Genomic DNA, 16,772 nt, shown 5'->3' on the forward strand with positions numbered 1-16,772 from the left:
GCAGCTATGATTCAAGTCTCCCCGTTACTCGTTGCTCAGGTTACTGATATTCATCTGTTTGCCGATTCCTACCAAGAATTGTTGGGGATGCCAACAACAGATTCTTTTCAGGCGTTGCTTGAGCAATTGGCTCGACTCTCTCCTCAACCTGATCTGGTGCTGTTGACTGGGGATCTGTCTCAAGACGGCACCCCAAAATCCTATCGTCGTTTGCAAGAGATGCTTGCTCCACTAGGCATTCCAGTTTGTTGGCTACCGGGCAATCACGATGCTAACCGAGACGAGATGGAGCGATCGCTGACTCACCCACTTTTCTCTTCAGATCAATCCTTTCAGTCGGGAGGGTGGCGATTTGTGTTGCTTGATTCTCAAGAATCGGGCTGTGTGCATGGATCGCTTTCGGCAAGCAGTTTGACTGAATTAGATCGAGAACTCACTCAATATTCACAGCAGCCGACGATCGTTGCGCTACATCATCCTCCCTTTCAGATGCACTCCGATTGGCTAGATACGAGCATTTTGCAAAACCCTGAAGAATTATTTGCGGTGCTCGATCGTCATGCTCAAATCAAGCTGGTTTTGTTTGGTCACGTTCATCAAGAGGTGGAGCGCCAAAGACGCGACGTGACTTATTTAGGAACGCCTTCAACGTGCATTCAGTTTGAGCCGAGAAGCTGCACGTTCTCGATCGACTCCCAAAAGCCTGGGTTCCGGCTCCTCAATCTCTATCCCAACGGCGTTTGGACTACTCAAGTCAAACGAATCTCTTATTCTCATCAGCTTGATTTGGCGGCGGCTGGCTATTAGTGAAATCGAGGATGCAACAGAGCTTTCACGGGTTCACCTTGTTTGAGGTGTTGCTCGACAATCGCCTCGACATTTTCAGGTTTGACTCGACAATACCAAATCTCATCGGGCAAAACTCGCACGGTTGCCCCCATATTGCACTGTCCTTGACATTCACTGCCCACGATCGTCACGCTAGGAAGTGGATGCGCCAAAAATTGAGCCAGCACCTCGGCTGACCCACGTGCGAGGCAGCTTTGATACTGGCAAACTAAAACCTCTGTGGGGCTATTTTCCAAATCCTTTGCCGCGACTGACCGAAGGGACGGTGAGACAGTTTTCGACCTGCGATCGCAGCGCATCGTGATCTAAACCCTGCCCAATTAGAACCAGTTGATTTTTGGGCGTGCCCACCCACTGATCGTCATCGAGTGAGAACCGTTTGCCACTGAGATGAAAAATATGCCGCTTCGGGCTTTCATCAAACCAGAGAATGCCTTTGGCACGAAACACATTCGTCGGTATCTGGTTGTCTAAAAAGTGTTGAAACTTACGAATGTTAAACGGACGATCGCTCTCAAACGAGACGGATGTAAAGCCATCATTCTCTAAGTGATTGGAGTGATGATGGTGTTCATGATCGTGATCGCATTTGCCGTGATCGTGATCGCAAGCCGCATGGTCTTCGTGAGCGTCATGGTCATGATGATCAGGTTCCTTCGCCTCTTCGGCAAAGTATTTGTCAGACTCAAACAATCCCACGCTGAGAAGGGCTGCAAGCGGTGCCTGACCTTTCACGGTTCGCAAAATTCGTGCCCCTTCTTTGATGTCTCGAATCCGCACTTCGAGCGCATCAAGATTCGCTTCATCGACCAAATCGGCTTTATTGAGGAGAATAATATCTCCGTAGGCAATTTGACTATAAGCCGCTTCGCTGTTAAACAAATCGAGACTGAAGTTTTCAGAATCCACGACGGTAATGATCGAGTCGAGTCGAGTCATGTCGCGCAGTTCTGTGCCCAAAAACGTCATCGCAACGGGCAGCGGATCGGCGAGTCCAGTCGTTTCGACGACGAGATAATCGATCGAGTCTTTCCGCTCTAACACTTTATAAACGGCTTCTACCAAGTCATTATTGATGGTGCAGCAAATACAGCCGTTGCTGAGTTCGACCATGTTATCGTCGTCAGTTTTGATAATGAGTTCGTTATCGATGCCAATTTCGCCAAACTCATTCACCAACACGGCAGTCTTCACCCCCTGCTGATTGGTCAAAATGTGGTTTAAGAGCGTGGTTTTGCCGCTGCCCAAAAAGCCTGTAATGATGGTAACGGGAAGCCCATGTTTAGGGACATCCATTGCTGGTGCGGAAGAGGTGGCTGCTGTTTGCATAACGCGTTTGCTAGAAACATCAAAATATGGTGACCGTCAGGAGTCAGATGATTTCTGATCAAATTCCCGATCGCCCTTTCCAATTATCGCTGATCTACGATTGTATGATGAGCACTCAGAGATAATCGACTGTTTCATCCCTAATTCCCATGCCCTTAACGCTTTATAACACCCTGACTCGCCGCAAAGAAGTCTTTGACCCGATCGAAGCCAATCACGTCAAGATGTATTACTGCGGGGTGACGGTCTATGACTATTGCCATTTGGGGCACGCCAGAGCTTGCATTGTGTGGGATACGGTGCGTCGCTATCTCAAGTGGCGCGGCTATGAGGTGCGCTATGTGCAAAACTTTACCGACATTGATGACAAGATTCTCAATCGGGCGCGACAAGAAGGCAAATCAATGGAAGCTGTGGCTGAGTTTTATATTCAGGCATATTTTGAGGATATGGCGCGGCTCAACGTCACGGAAGCAGATGAATATCCACGGGCGACTCACACGATCGACGGCATCAAACGCCTCGTTCACGAATTAGAGCAGAAGGGAAACGCCTACCCCAGTGCAGGAGATGTCTATTACTCAGTTCGCAGTTTTCCCGATTATGGCAAGTTGTCTGGACAAAAGCTAGACGAGATGCAGACGGGCGCAAGTGGACGGGTTGAAACCTTCGATCAAGAGAATTTGCCGCAAAAACGAGATCCGGCTGATTTTGCACTTTGGAAGTCAGCCAAACCTGGAGAACCCGCGTGGGAATCACCTTGGGGGGCAGGTCGTCCCGGTTGGCATATTGAATGCTCGGCAATGGTGCGCGATCGTTTGGGTGACACGATCGACATTCACGCTGGAGGCAACGATTTAATATTTCCTCACCATGAAAACGAGATTGCTCAATCAGAAGCCGTGACGGGCAAACCGCTTTCTCGCTATTGGATGCACAACGGTATGGTCAACGTAGGCGGCGAGAAGATGTCAAAATCTCTCGGCAACTTCACCACGATTCGCGATTTGCTGGACGATCGAGGTATTGATCCGATGGTGATTCGGCTATTGGTGCTCGGAGCCAGCTATCGTAAACCGATCGACTTCACCGATGAAAGTCTTGCATCGGCTCAAAACGGCTGGAACACCCTCAAAGAAGGGCTGCTCTTTGGGTATGAGCATGGGGATGCCGATCTATCCGAATCCATTAACCCATCGGTCTCGGATGCGTTTCAAACCGCAATGGATGACGACTTCAACACATCTGGCGGATTGGCAGTCTTATTTGAAATTGCTAAAGAACTGCGACGAGAAGGAAATCTCCTCGTTCATCAGGGTAAAACCGATGCCCCGCCAGACACTTTAAATCAGCAGTGGCGAACCCTAGTGACTTTGGCAAATATTCTTGGTTTAGAAGCCACACCAGAAGCGGAGACGACCTCAACAGATGGATTAACAGACGCTCAAATCGAAGCCAAAATTCAGCAAAGACGAGACGAGAAGACCGTCAAGAACTTTGCGGAAGCCGATCGGATTCGCAACGAGCTTCAAGATCAAGGAATCATGTTGATTGACAAACCGGGGGGTGAAACCCTTTGGCATCGCAGTTAGACTAGAAAATACCTAAATCGTTCCTCGTTCCTCTCTTTGGTGAACCCTATTCATAGAGAGAAACCTACTCACGAGTTGGTTAGACTGTAATAATGATTGATGAATTATCAAAACTGCTCTCATCCCTCACAGTCTCAGCAGACTGGGTTGGGCTAAGAGCCACTCAGGAAGCCTCTACCCATCGCACCGTTCGGGATGGCATTCCCGAATATAACAGCACTAGCACGACTCAGGGCATCATGGTCGAAGTGTTGGTGAATGGTCAAATCGGTTATGCCGCAACCAATTCGCTGACATTAGAGAGCGTCCAAGCCGCAGCACTGACGGCGCAACGCCACGCGATCGTTGCCAGCAAATGGGCAATTTATCCGACTGCGATCGCGGCTCGTCCCAAAGTTGTTGAAGACTATACCTCACCGATTCTCAAACCATTTGATGCGCTGACTCCGGGCGAGATTAGCGAGATTCTGATCAAGATTTGTCACACTTTAAAAGTGTCTGATCAAATCGTTCAAACCAGTGCCACGGCGATCACAACCGAAACTGAAACCTGGTTTGTCAGCAGCAATGGCTCTGAGGCACATCAAAAGTTTTGGATGATTAGCACCGATTATTCTGCCACGGCTCAAGAGGGCGCGATCGTGCAACGGCGATCGAACAATGGCGGAGTCGCACACTGCTATCAAGGCGGCATGGAGTATCTTGTCACGCCTGATTTATGGGAGCGAGTCCAGCAAATTGGAACTCAAGCGATCGAGCTACTTACCGCTGAGGAATGCCCCACAGAAACCACGACACTCATGTTAGCCCCAGATCAGATGCTGCTACAAATTCACGAAAGTGTGGGGCATCCGTTAGAACTCGATCGGATTTTGGGCGATGAGCGAAACTATGCGGGCGGCAGTTTTGTCAAGCTAGAAGACTTTGGCAAGCGCGTTTATGGGTCGCCCTTGATGAATATCACCTTCGACCCGACAGTATCGGGAGAGTTTGCCAGCTATCGCTTTGACGACACAGGCACTCCAGCTACTCGTGAATATCTGATCAAAGAAGGCACTTTAATGCGCGGGTTAGGCAGTCTCGAAAGTCAAGCCAGAGCTGGAGTTCCGGGAGTTGCCAGTACCAGGGCATCGTCGTGGAACCGTCCACCGATCGACCGCATGGGCAACCTCAATCTCGAACCCGGAAACGGCAACTTTCAGGAGACGATCGCCAGCATCGATCGCGGCGTTTTTATGGAAGCCAATCGATCGTGGTCGATCGACGATCAGCGACACAAATTTCAGTTCAGTTGTGAATATGGCAAATTGATTGAAAACGGCAAACTCACCAAAACGGTGCGAAATCCCAACTATCGCGGCATCACGCCTACGTTTTGGGGCAGTTTGGTTAACGTTGGCGATCGCTCCACCTGGCAAATGTATGGCACTCCATTTTGCGGCAAAGGAGAACCCAATCAGGCAATTCGAGTTGGGCATGGATCGCCGATCGCCGTATTCGCCAATGTCGAAGTCTTTGGAGGCGGATCATGAGCCAAACCGTAAGTTTCTTAGAAAGCAGCTTTGATCAATTGGTTGCAGCGATCGGGAATTCTCTCAAACCTGACGAGCACTTTACGCTGAGTCTCACCAGTGAGCAGAGCCAGTTTACGCGATTTAATCACGCCAAAGTGCGCCAAACCGGATCGGTAAACGATGGCACGTTGGCTCTAACCCTGATGCGAGATCAGCGCAGTAGCTATCACGAGTTTCCCTTCACGGGAGATGTGGAGGTCGATCGATCGCGAGCTAAAACCGCTCTAGAGGCACTGCGGAAAGAAGTCTCTCAGATTCCAATCAATCCCTATTTGGTGTTTCCGTCTGGCACTGCGACGAGTCGAGAAATTTATACTGGAGAACTTCTGACGATCGAAGAAGTCGTACCGACGCTGTTGCCTGTTGTCGCTGATCTAGATTTTACAGGCATTTATGCAGCGGGTTTGATGATTCGCGCCTATGCCGATTCAGTCGGGCAAAAGCACTGGTTCGCTACCGATTCATTTTCACTCGACTACTCGCTGTTTACGCCTGACGGGCAAGCGGTTAAAGGAACCTTTGCGGGCGATCTCTGGAATCAGGCTGCCTACGCCGCCAAAATTCAGGAGTCGAGAACGCAGATCAGTCTCCTCAGCCAAACTCCCAAATCGATCGATCGCGGACACTATCGCACTTATTTGGCACCCGCCGCGATCGCAGAAATGATCGAGATATTATCTTGGGGCGGGGTCAGCGAGGCATCTTATCAGCAGGGCGGCAGTTGTTTTGCAGCTCTACGCCGGGGGGAAAAGAAACTCTCGCCCAAGTTCACACTGAGAGAGAATTTCCGGCATGGGTTGGTGCCTCGATTTAACGAATTAGGCGAAGTTGCGCCGCTAGAGTTGCCGATTATTGAGACTGGCGAGATGGTCAATATGCTCATCTCGTCTAAAACGGCAAAGGAATACAAATTAGCTGCCAACGGTGCAGATCAACAAGAAGGGCTACGATCGCCCGAAATTGCTCCCGGTGACTTGCCCAGCGATCAGATTCTGGCGGCGTTAGGAACCGGGCTATATCTCTCAAATCTGCACTATTTGAACTGGAGCGATCGCCCCACTGGACGTATTACGGGCATGACTCGCTATGCGTGTTTTTGGGTTGAAAATGGCGAAATCGTGGCTCCGATCGAGAACCTGCGATTTGATGACAGCCTCTACCAGTTTTGGGGCGAGAACCTCGTAGCGCTGACCAACGTTCAGGAGTTTATTCCTGATGTGGGCACTTACGAACATCGCAATCTGGGCGGAACTTGGGTTCCTGGCATGATCGTGAATGACTTCACTTATACGCTGTAGTTCTTTCACGCCGCGAGTTTAGAACGTGCCTGAAAAAACTCTCGTCGCCGGACCTGTCATATAAATCCGATTGTCGATCGTCCACTCGATTTCTAGACAGCCGCCCGGTAGCTCGATCGTGGCGCGGCGATCGCATCTCCCTGTCAGCACACCCGCGACGAGCGAGGCACACGCCCCCGTCCCACACGCCAAGGTGATGCCAGCCCCGCGTTCCCACACGCGCATTTTGAGATAGTCCGATCGCACCACTTGAATAAACTCGGTGTTAATGCGCTGCGGGAAGACAGCATGATGCTCAAACTGAGGACCAATTTGCTCTAAAGGAATCGCTGCCACATCGTCTACAAAGGTGATGCAGTGAGGATTTCCCATACTCACACACGTCACCTGCCAGGTTCGATCAACAACTTCTAAAGGCTGGTCAATCACCCGTTGATCCCCTGCCGCTAACGTGGTCAGAATCTCTGCGGCTAACAGGTGAGGCATTCCCATATCGACCGTAACTTGACCATTTGCTTCGAGCTTTGGAGTCATTACTCCTGCCAGAGTGTGAATGAGATATTTCTGCTTGGCGACTCCTGTATCAGCGGTTTCGAGATCGGCTAAAAATCGACCTAGGCAGCGAATTCCGTTGCCACACATCTCTGGCTCTGACCCATCTGAGTTAAAAATCCGCATCGTGTAATCGGTGCCATCACGTCCCGGTAGAGCGAAAATCACACCATCTGCGCCAATGCCAAAATGACGATCGCACAGCTCGATCGCCTGATCAGGAGTCAAACAAGGCTCCGACGACGCACGATTATCGACCAAAATAAAGTCATTGCCTAACCCGTGATATTTGACAAATTCGACGCTCATAGATTGGTTAGTGTGTAAAGTTGCAATTGAGGAACAATAAAGTAAGAGATCAGCAGAATAATCCGCTCACCGCTAACCCGATCATTTTAAGCAAGGAACCCAGCATGGCTATCGAACTTGATACAGGACTGCCGAGTATCCGTCAAATTCAAACGATTATTCGCGAAGAGACCGAAATTGAGATGAAACTGGTTACAGGCGACTTGCTGACCGGAAAAATGCGCTGGCAAGATCAACATTGTATCTGCGTGTTGGATCAGTATGACCAACCCGCGATCGTCTGGCGGCAAGCGATCGTCTACGTCAAACCAAAAGCTTAACGGTCTCCCGGCTCCTCTAACGCACTGCTTCCATTCAGTGACGGCATCGAAATCGGCAGGACGGAAAGGTCAAGTTTGGGAGAAATCGAGGTAGTTGCCTGATTGAGCGAGTGAAAACTGCCGCACAGCAGCAAGCGATCGCCTGCCTGCACATCCATATCATCGTCAGGAAACCGCAAAAATTTGTTCTCTCGTCGAATCGCCTGAATCTGGATGCCATACTGCCGTCGCCAATCAATCTCAGACAGAGTTTTGCGGACGATCGTGCTATCTTCAACGACCTGTATCCACTGGCACGACGAATTGGGCGCAGGCACCGCCGCTTCTCCTTTGGCTAACTCATAAAACGCGGCTAACTCATTCGACTCGCCCACAATTAACAAGCGATCGCCCTGTTCTAAGGTGGTCATCGCGTCAGGATAGTCTAACTCAGCCCCACCCGCTCGACGAATTGCCATCAACGTCACGCCCGTCAACTGGCGAATATCCGCTTCTTCTAACGTCATTCCGGTCAGCGGCGACTCTTCAGGAAGCGGATACCACTTGCTGTTCATCTCCTCGGCGGCGGCTTTCAGTTCACGAGAAATCTCAGACGAAGGGCGCTCTGGACGCAATTCTGAGTAGTGAGAGTTGCGAATCTGCTGAACTTCTCGCTGAATCGCAGGCAGCGACAGCCCAACCCCATTTAATAAGTGGGCTGACAGTTCTAAACTGGCTTCAAATTCGGGCTGAACGACTTCTCGTGCGCCCAACTGATAAAGCAGCTCAATGTCTTTACCCTGGTTAGCGCGAACGACGATATCGAGATCGGGGGCAACTTCTAGGGCGCGTTTGAGGCAGAGACGTGTGCTCATCGGGTCAGGAAGCGCGATCGCCATTCCCTTTGCATGAGCCACACCTGCCTTTTCTAGAACGTGTAGACTTGCCGCGTTTCCATAAATATAAGGAAGTCCCGCGTCTCTAGCCTGCTGAATCCGACTTTCTGATTGGTCGATCACCACGACTGGATAGCCACGATCCTGCAACAATCGCACAATGTTTCGTCCAATCTGCCCATAGCCACACACGACAACATGATTAGTCGGTAGATCATCCGAGATTGCTAGCGGCACGTCACTTTCTTCTAAATACTTTTTGAGAAGTGGCAGAGATTCTGCCCACGTAAACAGCTTGGGCACTAATCGCAGCACAAAAGGCGTTAATACCAACGTTACAGCCGTCGTCCCTAAAATCAGCAGATAGACGCGACGCGACACCAGCCCCAGGGATTGCCCCTCACTGGCAAGCACAAAGGAAAACTCTCCGATCTGGGCAAGTCCTAACCCAGCAATCAGCGCGGTTTTAAGCGGATAGCGAAACAGTCGAACCAGCGGCGTGATGATCAGAAACTTGCCGACAAATACGATCGCGACTAAGCCCAAAATCAACTCTAGATTGTTCCAAAGAAAGAACGGATCAATGAGCATTCCGATCGACGCAAAAAACAGCGCCGCGAAAATATCTCGAAGCGGCTCTACATAAGTCAGCGTCTGATCGGCATATTCTACTTCTGAGATCATCAGCCCAGCGACGAAGGCACCCATCTCGATCGAGAGTCCTAAATGCTCGGTCAGCAGAGCAATTCCCAAACAGATCGCTACTACTCCCAGCAAAAACAATTCGCGGCTCTCAGTTTTTGCCAACAGTCGCAGTAGAGGGGGAATCACCCAGATTCCAGCCGCGACGGCTCCGAGGGCAAAAAGTCCCGTTTGCAGCAGTGCCCAGCCGACTGCTAGCCCAATCTCTTCGACAGGTTTATCGAGTGCCGGAAGCACCGCTAGCATCAGACCGAGCGCCAAATCTTGCACGACTAGAATGCCCAGCATCACCTGTCCATGCGGCGTGCCCGTCTCGTTGCGCTCCATCAAGCACTTCAGCACAACCGCTGTCGATGACAGAGACAGAATCGCCCCTAAAAAAACGCCCTGCGCTGGAGATGTGACCCAGCCTAGCCCCAAAGATGCCAGAGTCGTCACCGAAATCGTCAGCGCGATCTGTAACCCGCCGCCGCCTAAACTGATGGCTTTAACTTTCTTTAGCTCAGAAAAAGAAAACTCAACGCCCAGTGCAAATAACAGAAAGGCGACTCCAAACTGAGCCAGTGTTTCTACCTGCACGATTTCTTTAATCAACCCCAGCCCTGTCGGACCGACCACCACGCCTGCGATCAAATATCCTAGCAAGACAGGTTGTTTGAGCAGTGCAGCGAATAATCCTCCTGCGGCAGCGGCAGCCAAAACCGAGACGAGATCGACGATTAACCGAAAGTCTTCTTGCACGGGTCCCCTAAATATTAGAAGAAATATTACAGTTCATAAACTTTAGAATACTAAGTTTTCAGGGAATTTGCTGAGGGAATTCTAAATGAGAGCCGTTAACGTTCAGGACGATCGCGCAATCCTAACTGCAAAAACCGCATAACTTTTTGTGATCCTGCGTAATCGAAGTGTTGATCGACACAAAATCTAGGGCAAAATGAGCGGGGTTATCTATTCAAACTGCTGCTTGGAGTTTACAAAAGCGCTATGAGTATGAGTATCGAAAAGATTGTTGTACAAGCTTTACAAGACGGCTATTTGACACCAGCAATGGAAGCTGAAGTGGGGCGCATTTGCGACACTGCCGCAGAACTGTCGATCGAAGAATATATGGCTTTAGATCGGCTGATGGGGGCATTGCTAACTGGCGATGTGGTGGCAGTTCCCCGAAAGCAGTTTATCAATGTGATGGAAGAATTAGTGTTGACAGAAGCGATCGCACGAGTAGCGGAAATCGAAGCGACGAGCGATCGCACCTTAGATCTCGGCGATATCGCAGCCTATGCGCTTAACCGCTTGCTGCCTCTCTACGCCACGACCGAGGAAGGTGCATCTTACCAACGGCTGCGAGCTAAAGAAGAACTGCAAGGACTCATTGCTCAACAGGTGGGCGAAGCGATCGCTCGCAGCCTCGATCGTCCTGAGTTCTTTCCTGAACGGCAAGCCCTCGGCAAAAGCTCGAAGGACGAAATCTTGTCTCAAGTCAGCACGTTGCTTCAGGTGTATGCGCCAAGCTTTGAGTCAGAGCCAAGCCGATAAGTCAAAGATTCAGGTCAAACATTTCGTGAACAAGGGGCTTAAGCCCCTTGTTTTTTGTTTCCGACACTCTCCAAAAGACTCGTATAAAACCCCTACTGCCGCTGTCCGTGGGTTTCGGGTGCGCTCACCCTACCGATCGGAGGTTGAGGGCTAAACAAAGCCGAAGGTCGGCTCGTTATCAATTAAACTGAAATTCTTTAAGGTCTCACCGTGACCACTGTTCCTGCCGATGTTTGCTGATAAAGCTTACCGATGTCTGAGTTTCTCATTCTCAAGCAACCATGAGAAACGGGCTGTCCTACCAGCGTTTCGTCATTGGTTCCGTGAAAGCCAATCAGCAGGTCTCCGACTGACCCAAATCCAATCCACCACTTTCCGAGCGGATTTTTTTTACCAGGCAGCACTTTCTCTCCAGTAATCGGGTGTTGCCAAACAGGATTCTGATACTTCTGAGACACTTTGAAGGTTCCGATCGGAGTCTCCCAGCCAGGTTGCCCAACCGCTACTGGATAACTGATTTTTACGAGCGTGTTCTCATAAACATAGACGCGACGATCGCTGAGATCGACTACGAGCTTCAACGATTTGGCAGTTGCCACTTTTGAAGATAGTTTCGTTAAAGTTGGCTCTGGTTTAACCCAGCTAGAAGTCTGGATTTTAGACAGAACCGCACCCGGAAGCGCTGTCATTTGCCGCCATTGAGACGCGATTAATAGAATGCCAGTTCCCATACACAACAGCATCAAATTGCGCGAGACAGCACTATCCTGAGTTTTTTCTGCCATTCTACTGAGTCTAGGCACGGCTCTGCTCAAATTTATAGGTTTTTAATCTGATTCTGTGAAACTACGGTCGTCATAAGTTGAGTCACGATCGTACTGTATGACTATCTTTCCGGAAGCGATCGCGATAGACGGGAAGGTCAAGGTGACAGCTTCATCGGTCAAAGTAGAACGAGCAAAGATCTCAGAACCTCATAAAACCTTCTTCAAAAAAGGCAAAAACTTCAACACTCCTTGATGTTTAGTCTGGCTCCTTTTCAGAATATAGGGCACTTTATAGGTGCAGGGACGTTCTTAAGGTTGAAAGCGGCGATCGAGACCGATTCAAAGCGATTTCTTGAATTTATAATCTCATCTGCTTAGCGGTGTGTGGGTCTTGGAGGAAAAACAACGATGGCTGAGAAATTACTGCTTGCAATCACAATTACATTCTCGCTCAACTGTCTTTTAGGATTCTCGGCAACCTCAGCGACAGAGATAGCAGAGACACAGCCGTTTCAGGCAATTCAACATCAGGTGACGGTGTTAGCGAGTTCGGCACTGCACAATAAATAGCTTGAAGAACCTACCGTTAGGCAGATTTTGGCTGAAAGCGGTAACAGATGTTTTACGTCTCCTGCAGGATATGCTGGTGAGACGACCAAAAAGATTGGGAGATAAGCAGGGAACTTCTGAAACAGAATTTGTGTCATGGGAGAAAGAATGTAGGAATGTTTAGAGCGAATTCCGCCCATGAGTCAATCCCTTCCTGTATCCTGGTCTTCGGTTGAGGCAACCGCTTCTCAAACGCCAGTGCAAGCAGAAAAACTCTCTAACTACGACTTAGTTTTGCAGTGTCAGACCGAGCACCGCCCAGAGAAATCGGCGTTTGCCGAACTCATGCGGCGATATCAGTCTCACGTTGACAAAGTTCTCTATCACTTGGCTCCTGATTGGCAAGACCGCGCTGACCTCGCTCAAGAAGTGTGGATTCGTGTCTACCGCAACGTCAAACGACTCAATGACCCAATTAAGTTTCGTGGTTGGCTGAGTCGAATCGCCACCAATTTGTTTTATGACGAGTTGCGAAAGCGAAAGCGCAATTCCAGTCCGCTTTCTTTAGATGCGCCTCTGACGTTAGCTGATGGTGAGCTAGACTGGGAAATTGCATCGGCAACTCCCGGTCCTGAAGAAGATTTGACGACTCGCGAGTTTTATGATCAGCTTAATGAAGCGATCGCTGACCTACCTGAAGTGTTTCGCACCACGATCGTGCTCCGTGAAATCGAGGGCATGGCATATGAGGAAATTGCTGAACTGACGGGCGTTTCGCTCGGAACAGTCAAATCTCGAATTGCAAGAGCGAGACATCGGTTGCAGACTCAGCTACAGCGATATTTAGACGGAGGCTAACGTTATGATCAGTCTCCGTATCGTTACGAGTCATTTCTGCTAAGATTTCTCTCGGTTGCAGCAATGATTACAACTTGCGTCGACTGAATTTCTCAGATTGACTTCGTTACACTAGCTCTCATAAATGACTGGGTATTCTCATCCTAAGAGAAGTGATTTCACGATGAACCCCAACTTAGATCCGCTTAATAATTTCATGCAACCATCTCCGATCGATCCGGCTTCTCCTGACCCTAAAGGTTCGTTTGAGTCAACTAATTCGCAGCGCGATCGCTTCGAGTTACTGAGTGCCTATTTAGATGGCGAAGTCACTGCCACCGAGCGCAAACAGGTCGAGGAGTGGCTCGTCAATGATGCCACGGTGCAAAAACTCCACGCCCGTTTGTTGATGTTGCGTCAAGGGTTCCGTTCTTTGCCTGCGCCGCAATCGAGTCAGCCTGTTGAACAGACGGTTGAAAAAGTCTTTGCCAAAATTGAGCGTAGACCTAAGCTCTCTCTGGTCTGGGGTGGAACTGCGATCGCGGCTCTATTGGTAGGAGCGGTCACGATGTTTTCCCCGATCGGCAGACCTCCAGTTTCTCAGGTGGCGTTCAAGCCTTCGCAGCCTGCGGTCACTACTCCGCAATCTAGTGCTGACGGTGATGGATTATTAGTGGCACTCGATCAGCCAGTGTTAGCGATTCCTAACGAGGCGATCAACTCTAAAACCCCAGCGGCAATTAAGCGATAACAACTCTGCCCATTAAAATTTGACCTATCTTTGCTGATAGTCCGCAGTTAGTAGGTCTGGCTGCGGATTATTTCTTGCATCCCATTTGCCACTTGTAACGGGAATTCCTTCGAGACGCTGGATCTGTTGGAGTGTCATCAGATAAACCCAAGCTAACCCAAATGAGTCTTGAGTCAAACTAAAAACCTCAATTTGCTGACGTTGATAGTCATTTTCACCGAGTTTTTGGGATGGAAAAAAGCGGTTTAGCATTTCCGGCTCGTGCTTCTCATAATCATCTAGCACGTCTAGAATTTTGGGATCTGTGAATGAGAGCAAGGAGCCATAAATCTGATTGGCTCCGATCGTCATAGCAGGGTAGCCGAGAGGCAGATGGTAGAAACATCCAACGGCGATCGCGTGATGCGCTCTGATCATTTTCCCTGCACAAAATCGCTGTTCAGGAGTTGCGCCCGGTTTGAGAATTTCTTCGGGCTGAAGGGTGCCGTAGGTGAAAATTTGAATCAGAGGTTGACTCATCTGAAGTTTCTCGACGCGCAAATCTAACTATTTTTAGCTTAGAACACGTCCGGTTAAAAGTAGGGTGCGTTACTGGAAGCGTAACGGCTTACAAGAACGACGCTATTTCGACTGCAAAAATTCTCGAACCACCTGCTTCACATCTTCTTTCTTGCCGTCAACTCTGTAGTTTAGTTCCTGCATCTTTTTCTCAGAGATTGTGTTGCCCAACTGATCCAGCACTTGCTTTAGTTCGGGGTGTTTGCGAAGCGTGTCTTGACGCACGATCGGAGCCGCTTCGTAAGGAGGAAAATATTGGCGATCGTCTTTCAGCACCACCAGATCTAAAGTCGGAATTAAGCCATCGGTCGTGTTGCCTGCCACCAAATCTACCTGCTTGTCAGTCAGTGCCCGATAGAGCAATCCTAGATCCATCACTTTAGGAGCGTCTGCAAATTTGAGATTATAAGTCTTAGATAATCCTGGAAAGCCATCTTCACGATTTAGAAACTCAAATCCAAATCCGGCGCGCCATTGAGGAGTATATTTTGCCGCCTGTGAAAGGGTTTGCACGTTATATTTTCGGGCATCGTCACCGCGAATCACCATTGCAAACGAGTTGTTAAATCCGAAAGGTGCCGTCCATTCTAGTTTGAAGCGCCGGGGATATTCTTGCTTCAGTTGCTCAGTCACTTTTTTAGCATCTCCGATCGCCGGAAACTTCAAAATCGTCGTATAAGCGGTGCCTGTATATTCTGGATAAATATCGAGATCTCCAGAAAGCATTCCTTGTTGGCAGATAATCGTCCCGCCTAAGTTGAAGCGGCGATCGACCTTCAAACTCGTTTTATTTTCAATTTGCTGCGCGAGAATTTCTCCTAAAATCACTTGCTCGGTGAAGTTTTTAGTGCCAATGACGATGCGATCTCCACCCGAATTGCAGGCAGAAACCCCAGCAATCATTGCAACGGTTAGCAGAAAGAAGACAAAAAATCGTTTCAGGTTCATTTCTTTACGGTAAGGCGACGCTCAATCCAACCCAGGAAAAAATCTGCGGTTAGAGCCATTATTGCAGCCGGAATCGCACCCGCCAAAATTAACTGACTATCGACCACCGCAACTCCCCGAAAAATGAATTCTCCTAAACCCCCTGCCCCGATCGCGGCTGCAATGGTCGCTAATCCCACTCCGATCACCGTCGCTAATCGGACTCCTCCCAAAATCACCCCCAACGCAAGTGGAATCTCGACCTGAACTAAAAGCTGTCGATCGGTCATGCCCATTCCCTTTCCTGCCTCTCTGACAGCCGGATCGACTCCCATAATTCCGATATAGGTATTGCGGATAATCGGCAAAAGCGAGTAGAGAATTAGCGCCACGATCGCCGTTCTTGCCCCAATGCCTCCAATTAGCGGCACCGGAATCAGAAACCCAAAAATCGCCAAACTTGGCATCGTTTGCACCGCATTGGCAAAGCCGAGCACGGGTCTACTCAACTTGGGTTTGCGCGTGATCAAAATTCCGAGGGGAATGCCGATCAGAATGGCGATCGAGATTGCCGTCACGACTAGAAATAAATGCTGTCCACTGCGCTGTAAGATCTCTTCGCCATAGCGATTTAAGAATTCCATTCTCCTCTTGCCCTCAAAAATGCTTGCGCTTCTGGATGCGTCGATCGCTTAAATTCCTCTGGGGTTGCCAGCACCACTAACTCTCCGGCTTGCATTAAGCCAATTCGAGAGCCGAGGGTGAAGGCTTCCTGAATATCGTGAGTCACGAACACGATCGTTTTGCCAAGACGCTGCTGCAACTGCCGAAATTCTTGCTGAAGCTCGACGCGAGTGATCGGATCAAGTGCCCCAAACGGCTCATCCATCAATAAAATTGGCGGATCGGCAGCTAACGCTCTCGCCACTCCGACTCGTTGCCGTTGCCCTCCAGAAAGTTGGTGAGGATATCGGTCAGCAAAGCGATCGGGTTCTAATCCCACGAGTTCTAATAGCTCAACGACGCGCTTTTGAATGCGCGACGGCTCCCAGTTTTGTAGCGACGGCACGACTCCAATATTTCGCTCGATGGTGAAGTGAGGAAACAGCCCGACTTCCTGAATCACATAGCCAATTTGCCGCCGCAGTTGAATCGGATTCCACTCGCGAGTCGAGACCCCTTCGACTTGTACATCTCCGATCGTCGGAGTCAGCAGGCGATTGATCAGCCGGAGCGTCGTCGTTTTACCGCAGCCACTCCGACCTAGCAAGACCAGGGTTTCTCCTGCCTCGATTTTAAAGTTGAGGTTAAGCACGAGTGGACGCTGACCCAACTGATACGTGACGTTGTGAAACTCGACTGCGATCGCCTTTGATGTGCTCTGCATTCTCAAACCGCCTCAATGGAGCAAATTCTGATTGACACATCAAAAACCATTTTCGAG

Annotated in this window: 19 protein-coding genes; 10 read left to right on the top strand and 9 right to left on the bottom strand. The window is 49.6% G+C overall.

The genetic code is table 11. The annotated features are described in order from the left end of the window. Positions 1-6 precede the first annotated feature (6 nt). A complete protein-coding gene (cpdA, locus tag A8707_RS13615; RefSeq protein WP_068817794.1) occupies positions 7-807 on the top strand; it encodes a 3',5'-cyclic-AMP phosphodiesterase in 801 nt (266 codons plus the stop codon). On the opposite strand, the gene A8707_RS13620 is transcribed toward cpdA, so the two are convergent. Together A8707_RS13620 and A8707_RS13625 are read right to left on the bottom strand one after the other, a co-directional pair. Next, a complete protein-coding gene (locus A8707_RS13620; RefSeq protein ID WP_269452726.1) occupies positions 804-1,016 on the bottom strand; it encodes a (2Fe-2S) ferredoxin domain-containing protein in 213 nt (70 codons plus the stop codon). The two genes, cpdA and A8707_RS13620, sit on opposite strands and share 4 nt — an antisense overlap. 58 nt (positions 1,017-1,074) lie before the next feature. After that, complete coding sequence (locus A8707_RS13625) at positions 1,075-2,178, bottom strand: CobW family GTP-binding protein (protein ID WP_068817796.1); 1,104 nt, start codon at positions 2,176-2,178, stop codon at positions 1,075-1,077. Positions 2,179-2,327: 149 nt separating this feature from the next. Between A8707_RS13625 and cysS the strand changes: the two genes are divergently transcribed. From cysS to A8707_RS13640, 3 genes are all read left to right on the top strand, one after another. Beyond that, positions 2,328-3,770: a cysteine--tRNA ligase gene (gene cysS, locus A8707_RS13630; protein WP_068817797.1), complete on the top strand. Its 1,443-nt coding sequence runs from the start codon at positions 2,328-2,330 to the stop codon at positions 3,768-3,770. A 92-nt stretch (positions 3,771-3,862) separates the two neighbouring features. Next, positions 3,863-5,302: a TldD/PmbA family protein gene (locus tag A8707_RS13635; protein WP_068817798.1), complete on the top strand. Its 1,440-nt coding sequence runs from the start codon at positions 3,863-3,865 to the stop codon at positions 5,300-5,302. Continuing rightward, positions 5,299-6,642, top strand: coding sequence for a TldD/PmbA family protein (locus A8707_RS13640; protein WP_068817799.1), 1,344 nt, complete (start codon positions 5,299-5,301; stop codon positions 6,640-6,642). Before A8707_RS13635 ends, A8707_RS13640 begins: the two co-directional genes overlap by 4 nt. A gap of 18 nt (positions 6,643-6,660) precedes the next feature. Here the strand turns inward: A8707_RS13640 and dapF are convergent, their stop codons facing one another. Continuing rightward, positions 6,661-7,503, bottom strand: coding sequence for a diaminopimelate epimerase (gene dapF / locus A8707_RS13645; RefSeq protein ID WP_068817800.1), 843 nt, complete (start codon positions 7,501-7,503; stop codon positions 6,661-6,663). Positions 7,504-7,607: 104 nt separating this feature from the next. Here dapF and A8707_RS13650 point away from each other — a divergent pair, with 104 nt between their 5' ends. Beyond that, positions 7,608-7,823 carry an Hfq-related RNA-binding protein gene (locus A8707_RS13650; RefSeq protein WP_068817801.1) on the top strand — a complete coding sequence of 72 codons (216 nt, stop codon included), beginning with the start codon at positions 7,608-7,610 and terminating at the stop codon, positions 7,821-7,823. On the opposite strand, the gene A8707_RS13655 is transcribed toward A8707_RS13650, so the two are convergent. Then, the gene (locus tag A8707_RS13655) at positions 7,820-10,141 is read right to left on the bottom strand and encodes a cation:proton antiporter (RefSeq protein ID WP_068817802.1); all 2,322 of its coding nucleotides are present in this window, start codon (positions 10,139-10,141) and stop codon (positions 7,820-7,822) included. The genes A8707_RS13650 and A8707_RS13655 overlap by 4 nt on opposite strands. Positions 10,142-10,387: 246 nt before the next feature. On the opposite strand from A8707_RS13655, the gene A8707_RS13660 reads away from it, so the two are divergent. Then, positions 10,388-10,939 carry a late competence development ComFB family protein gene (locus A8707_RS13660; protein ID WP_331711718.1) on the top strand — a complete coding sequence of 184 codons (552 nt, stop codon included), beginning with the start codon at positions 10,388-10,390 and terminating at the stop codon, positions 10,937-10,939. 197 nt (positions 10,940-11,136) lie between these two features. On the opposite strand, the gene A8707_RS13665 is transcribed toward A8707_RS13660, so the two are convergent. Beyond that, positions 11,137-11,724 carry a L,D-transpeptidase gene (locus A8707_RS13665; protein WP_068817804.1) on the bottom strand — a complete coding sequence of 196 codons (588 nt, stop codon included), beginning with the start codon at positions 11,722-11,724 and terminating at the stop codon, positions 11,137-11,139. Between the two features lie 97 nt (positions 11,725-11,821). On the opposite strand from A8707_RS13665, the gene A8707_RS28150 reads away from it, so the two are divergent. The 4 genes from A8707_RS28150 to A8707_RS13675 all read left to right on the top strand — a co-directional run bounded on the left by A8707_RS28150 (position 11,822) and on the right by A8707_RS13675 (position 13,843). After that, positions 11,822-11,959 carry a hypothetical protein gene (locus A8707_RS28150; protein ID WP_156518568.1) on the top strand — a complete coding sequence of 46 codons (138 nt, stop codon included), beginning with the start codon at positions 11,822-11,824 and terminating at the stop codon, positions 11,957-11,959. Between the two features lie 155 nt (positions 11,960-12,114). Then, the gene (locus tag A8707_RS28155; protein WP_156518569.1) at positions 12,115-12,276 is read left to right on the top strand and encodes a hypothetical protein; all 162 of its coding nucleotides are present in this window, start codon (positions 12,115-12,117) and stop codon (positions 12,274-12,276) included. Positions 12,277-12,453: 177 nt separating this feature from the next. Further along, positions 12,454-13,113, top strand: a complete 660-nt coding sequence (locus A8707_RS13670) for a sigma-70 family RNA polymerase sigma factor (protein WP_068817805.1) — start codon at positions 12,454-12,456, stop codon at positions 13,111-13,113. A 163-nt stretch (positions 13,114-13,276) separates the two neighbouring features. Continuing rightward, positions 13,277-13,843: an anti-sigma factor family protein gene (locus A8707_RS13675; protein ID WP_082906355.1), complete on the top strand. Its 567-nt coding sequence runs from the start codon at positions 13,277-13,279 to the stop codon at positions 13,841-13,843. A gap of 24 nt (positions 13,844-13,867) precedes the next feature. On the opposite strand, the gene A8707_RS13680 is transcribed toward A8707_RS13675, so the two are convergent. The 4 genes from A8707_RS13680 to A8707_RS13695 form a co-directional block, all read right to left on the bottom strand. Further along, a complete protein-coding gene (locus A8707_RS13680; protein WP_156518570.1) occupies positions 13,868-14,362 on the bottom strand; it encodes a gamma-glutamylcyclotransferase family protein in 495 nt (164 codons plus the stop codon). Positions 14,363-14,464: 102 nt separating this feature from the next. Beyond that, the gene (locus tag A8707_RS13685) at positions 14,465-15,349 is read right to left on the bottom strand and encodes a glycine betaine ABC transporter substrate-binding protein (protein ID WP_082906356.1); all 885 of its coding nucleotides are present in this window, start codon (positions 15,347-15,349) and stop codon (positions 14,465-14,467) included. After that, positions 15,346-15,972, bottom strand: a complete 627-nt coding sequence (locus A8707_RS13690) for an ABC transporter permease (protein WP_068817807.1) — start codon at positions 15,970-15,972, stop codon at positions 15,346-15,348. The genes A8707_RS13685 and A8707_RS13690 overlap by 4 nt, the downstream gene beginning before the upstream one ends. Continuing rightward, entirely contained in the window at positions 15,960-16,715 is a 756-nt protein-coding gene (locus tag A8707_RS13695) for an ABC transporter ATP-binding protein (RefSeq protein WP_068817808.1), read from the bottom strand. The genes A8707_RS13690 and A8707_RS13695 overlap by 13 nt, the downstream gene beginning before the upstream one ends. Positions 16,716-16,772 lie beyond the last annotated feature (57 nt).

Origin of the sequence: Phormidesmis priestleyi BC1401 (assembly GCF_001650195.1) — a bacterium.
GTDB classification, from domain to species: Bacteria; Cyanobacteriota; Cyanobacteriia; order Leptolyngbyales; family Leptolyngbyaceae; genus Phormidesmis_A; species Phormidesmis_A priestleyi_B.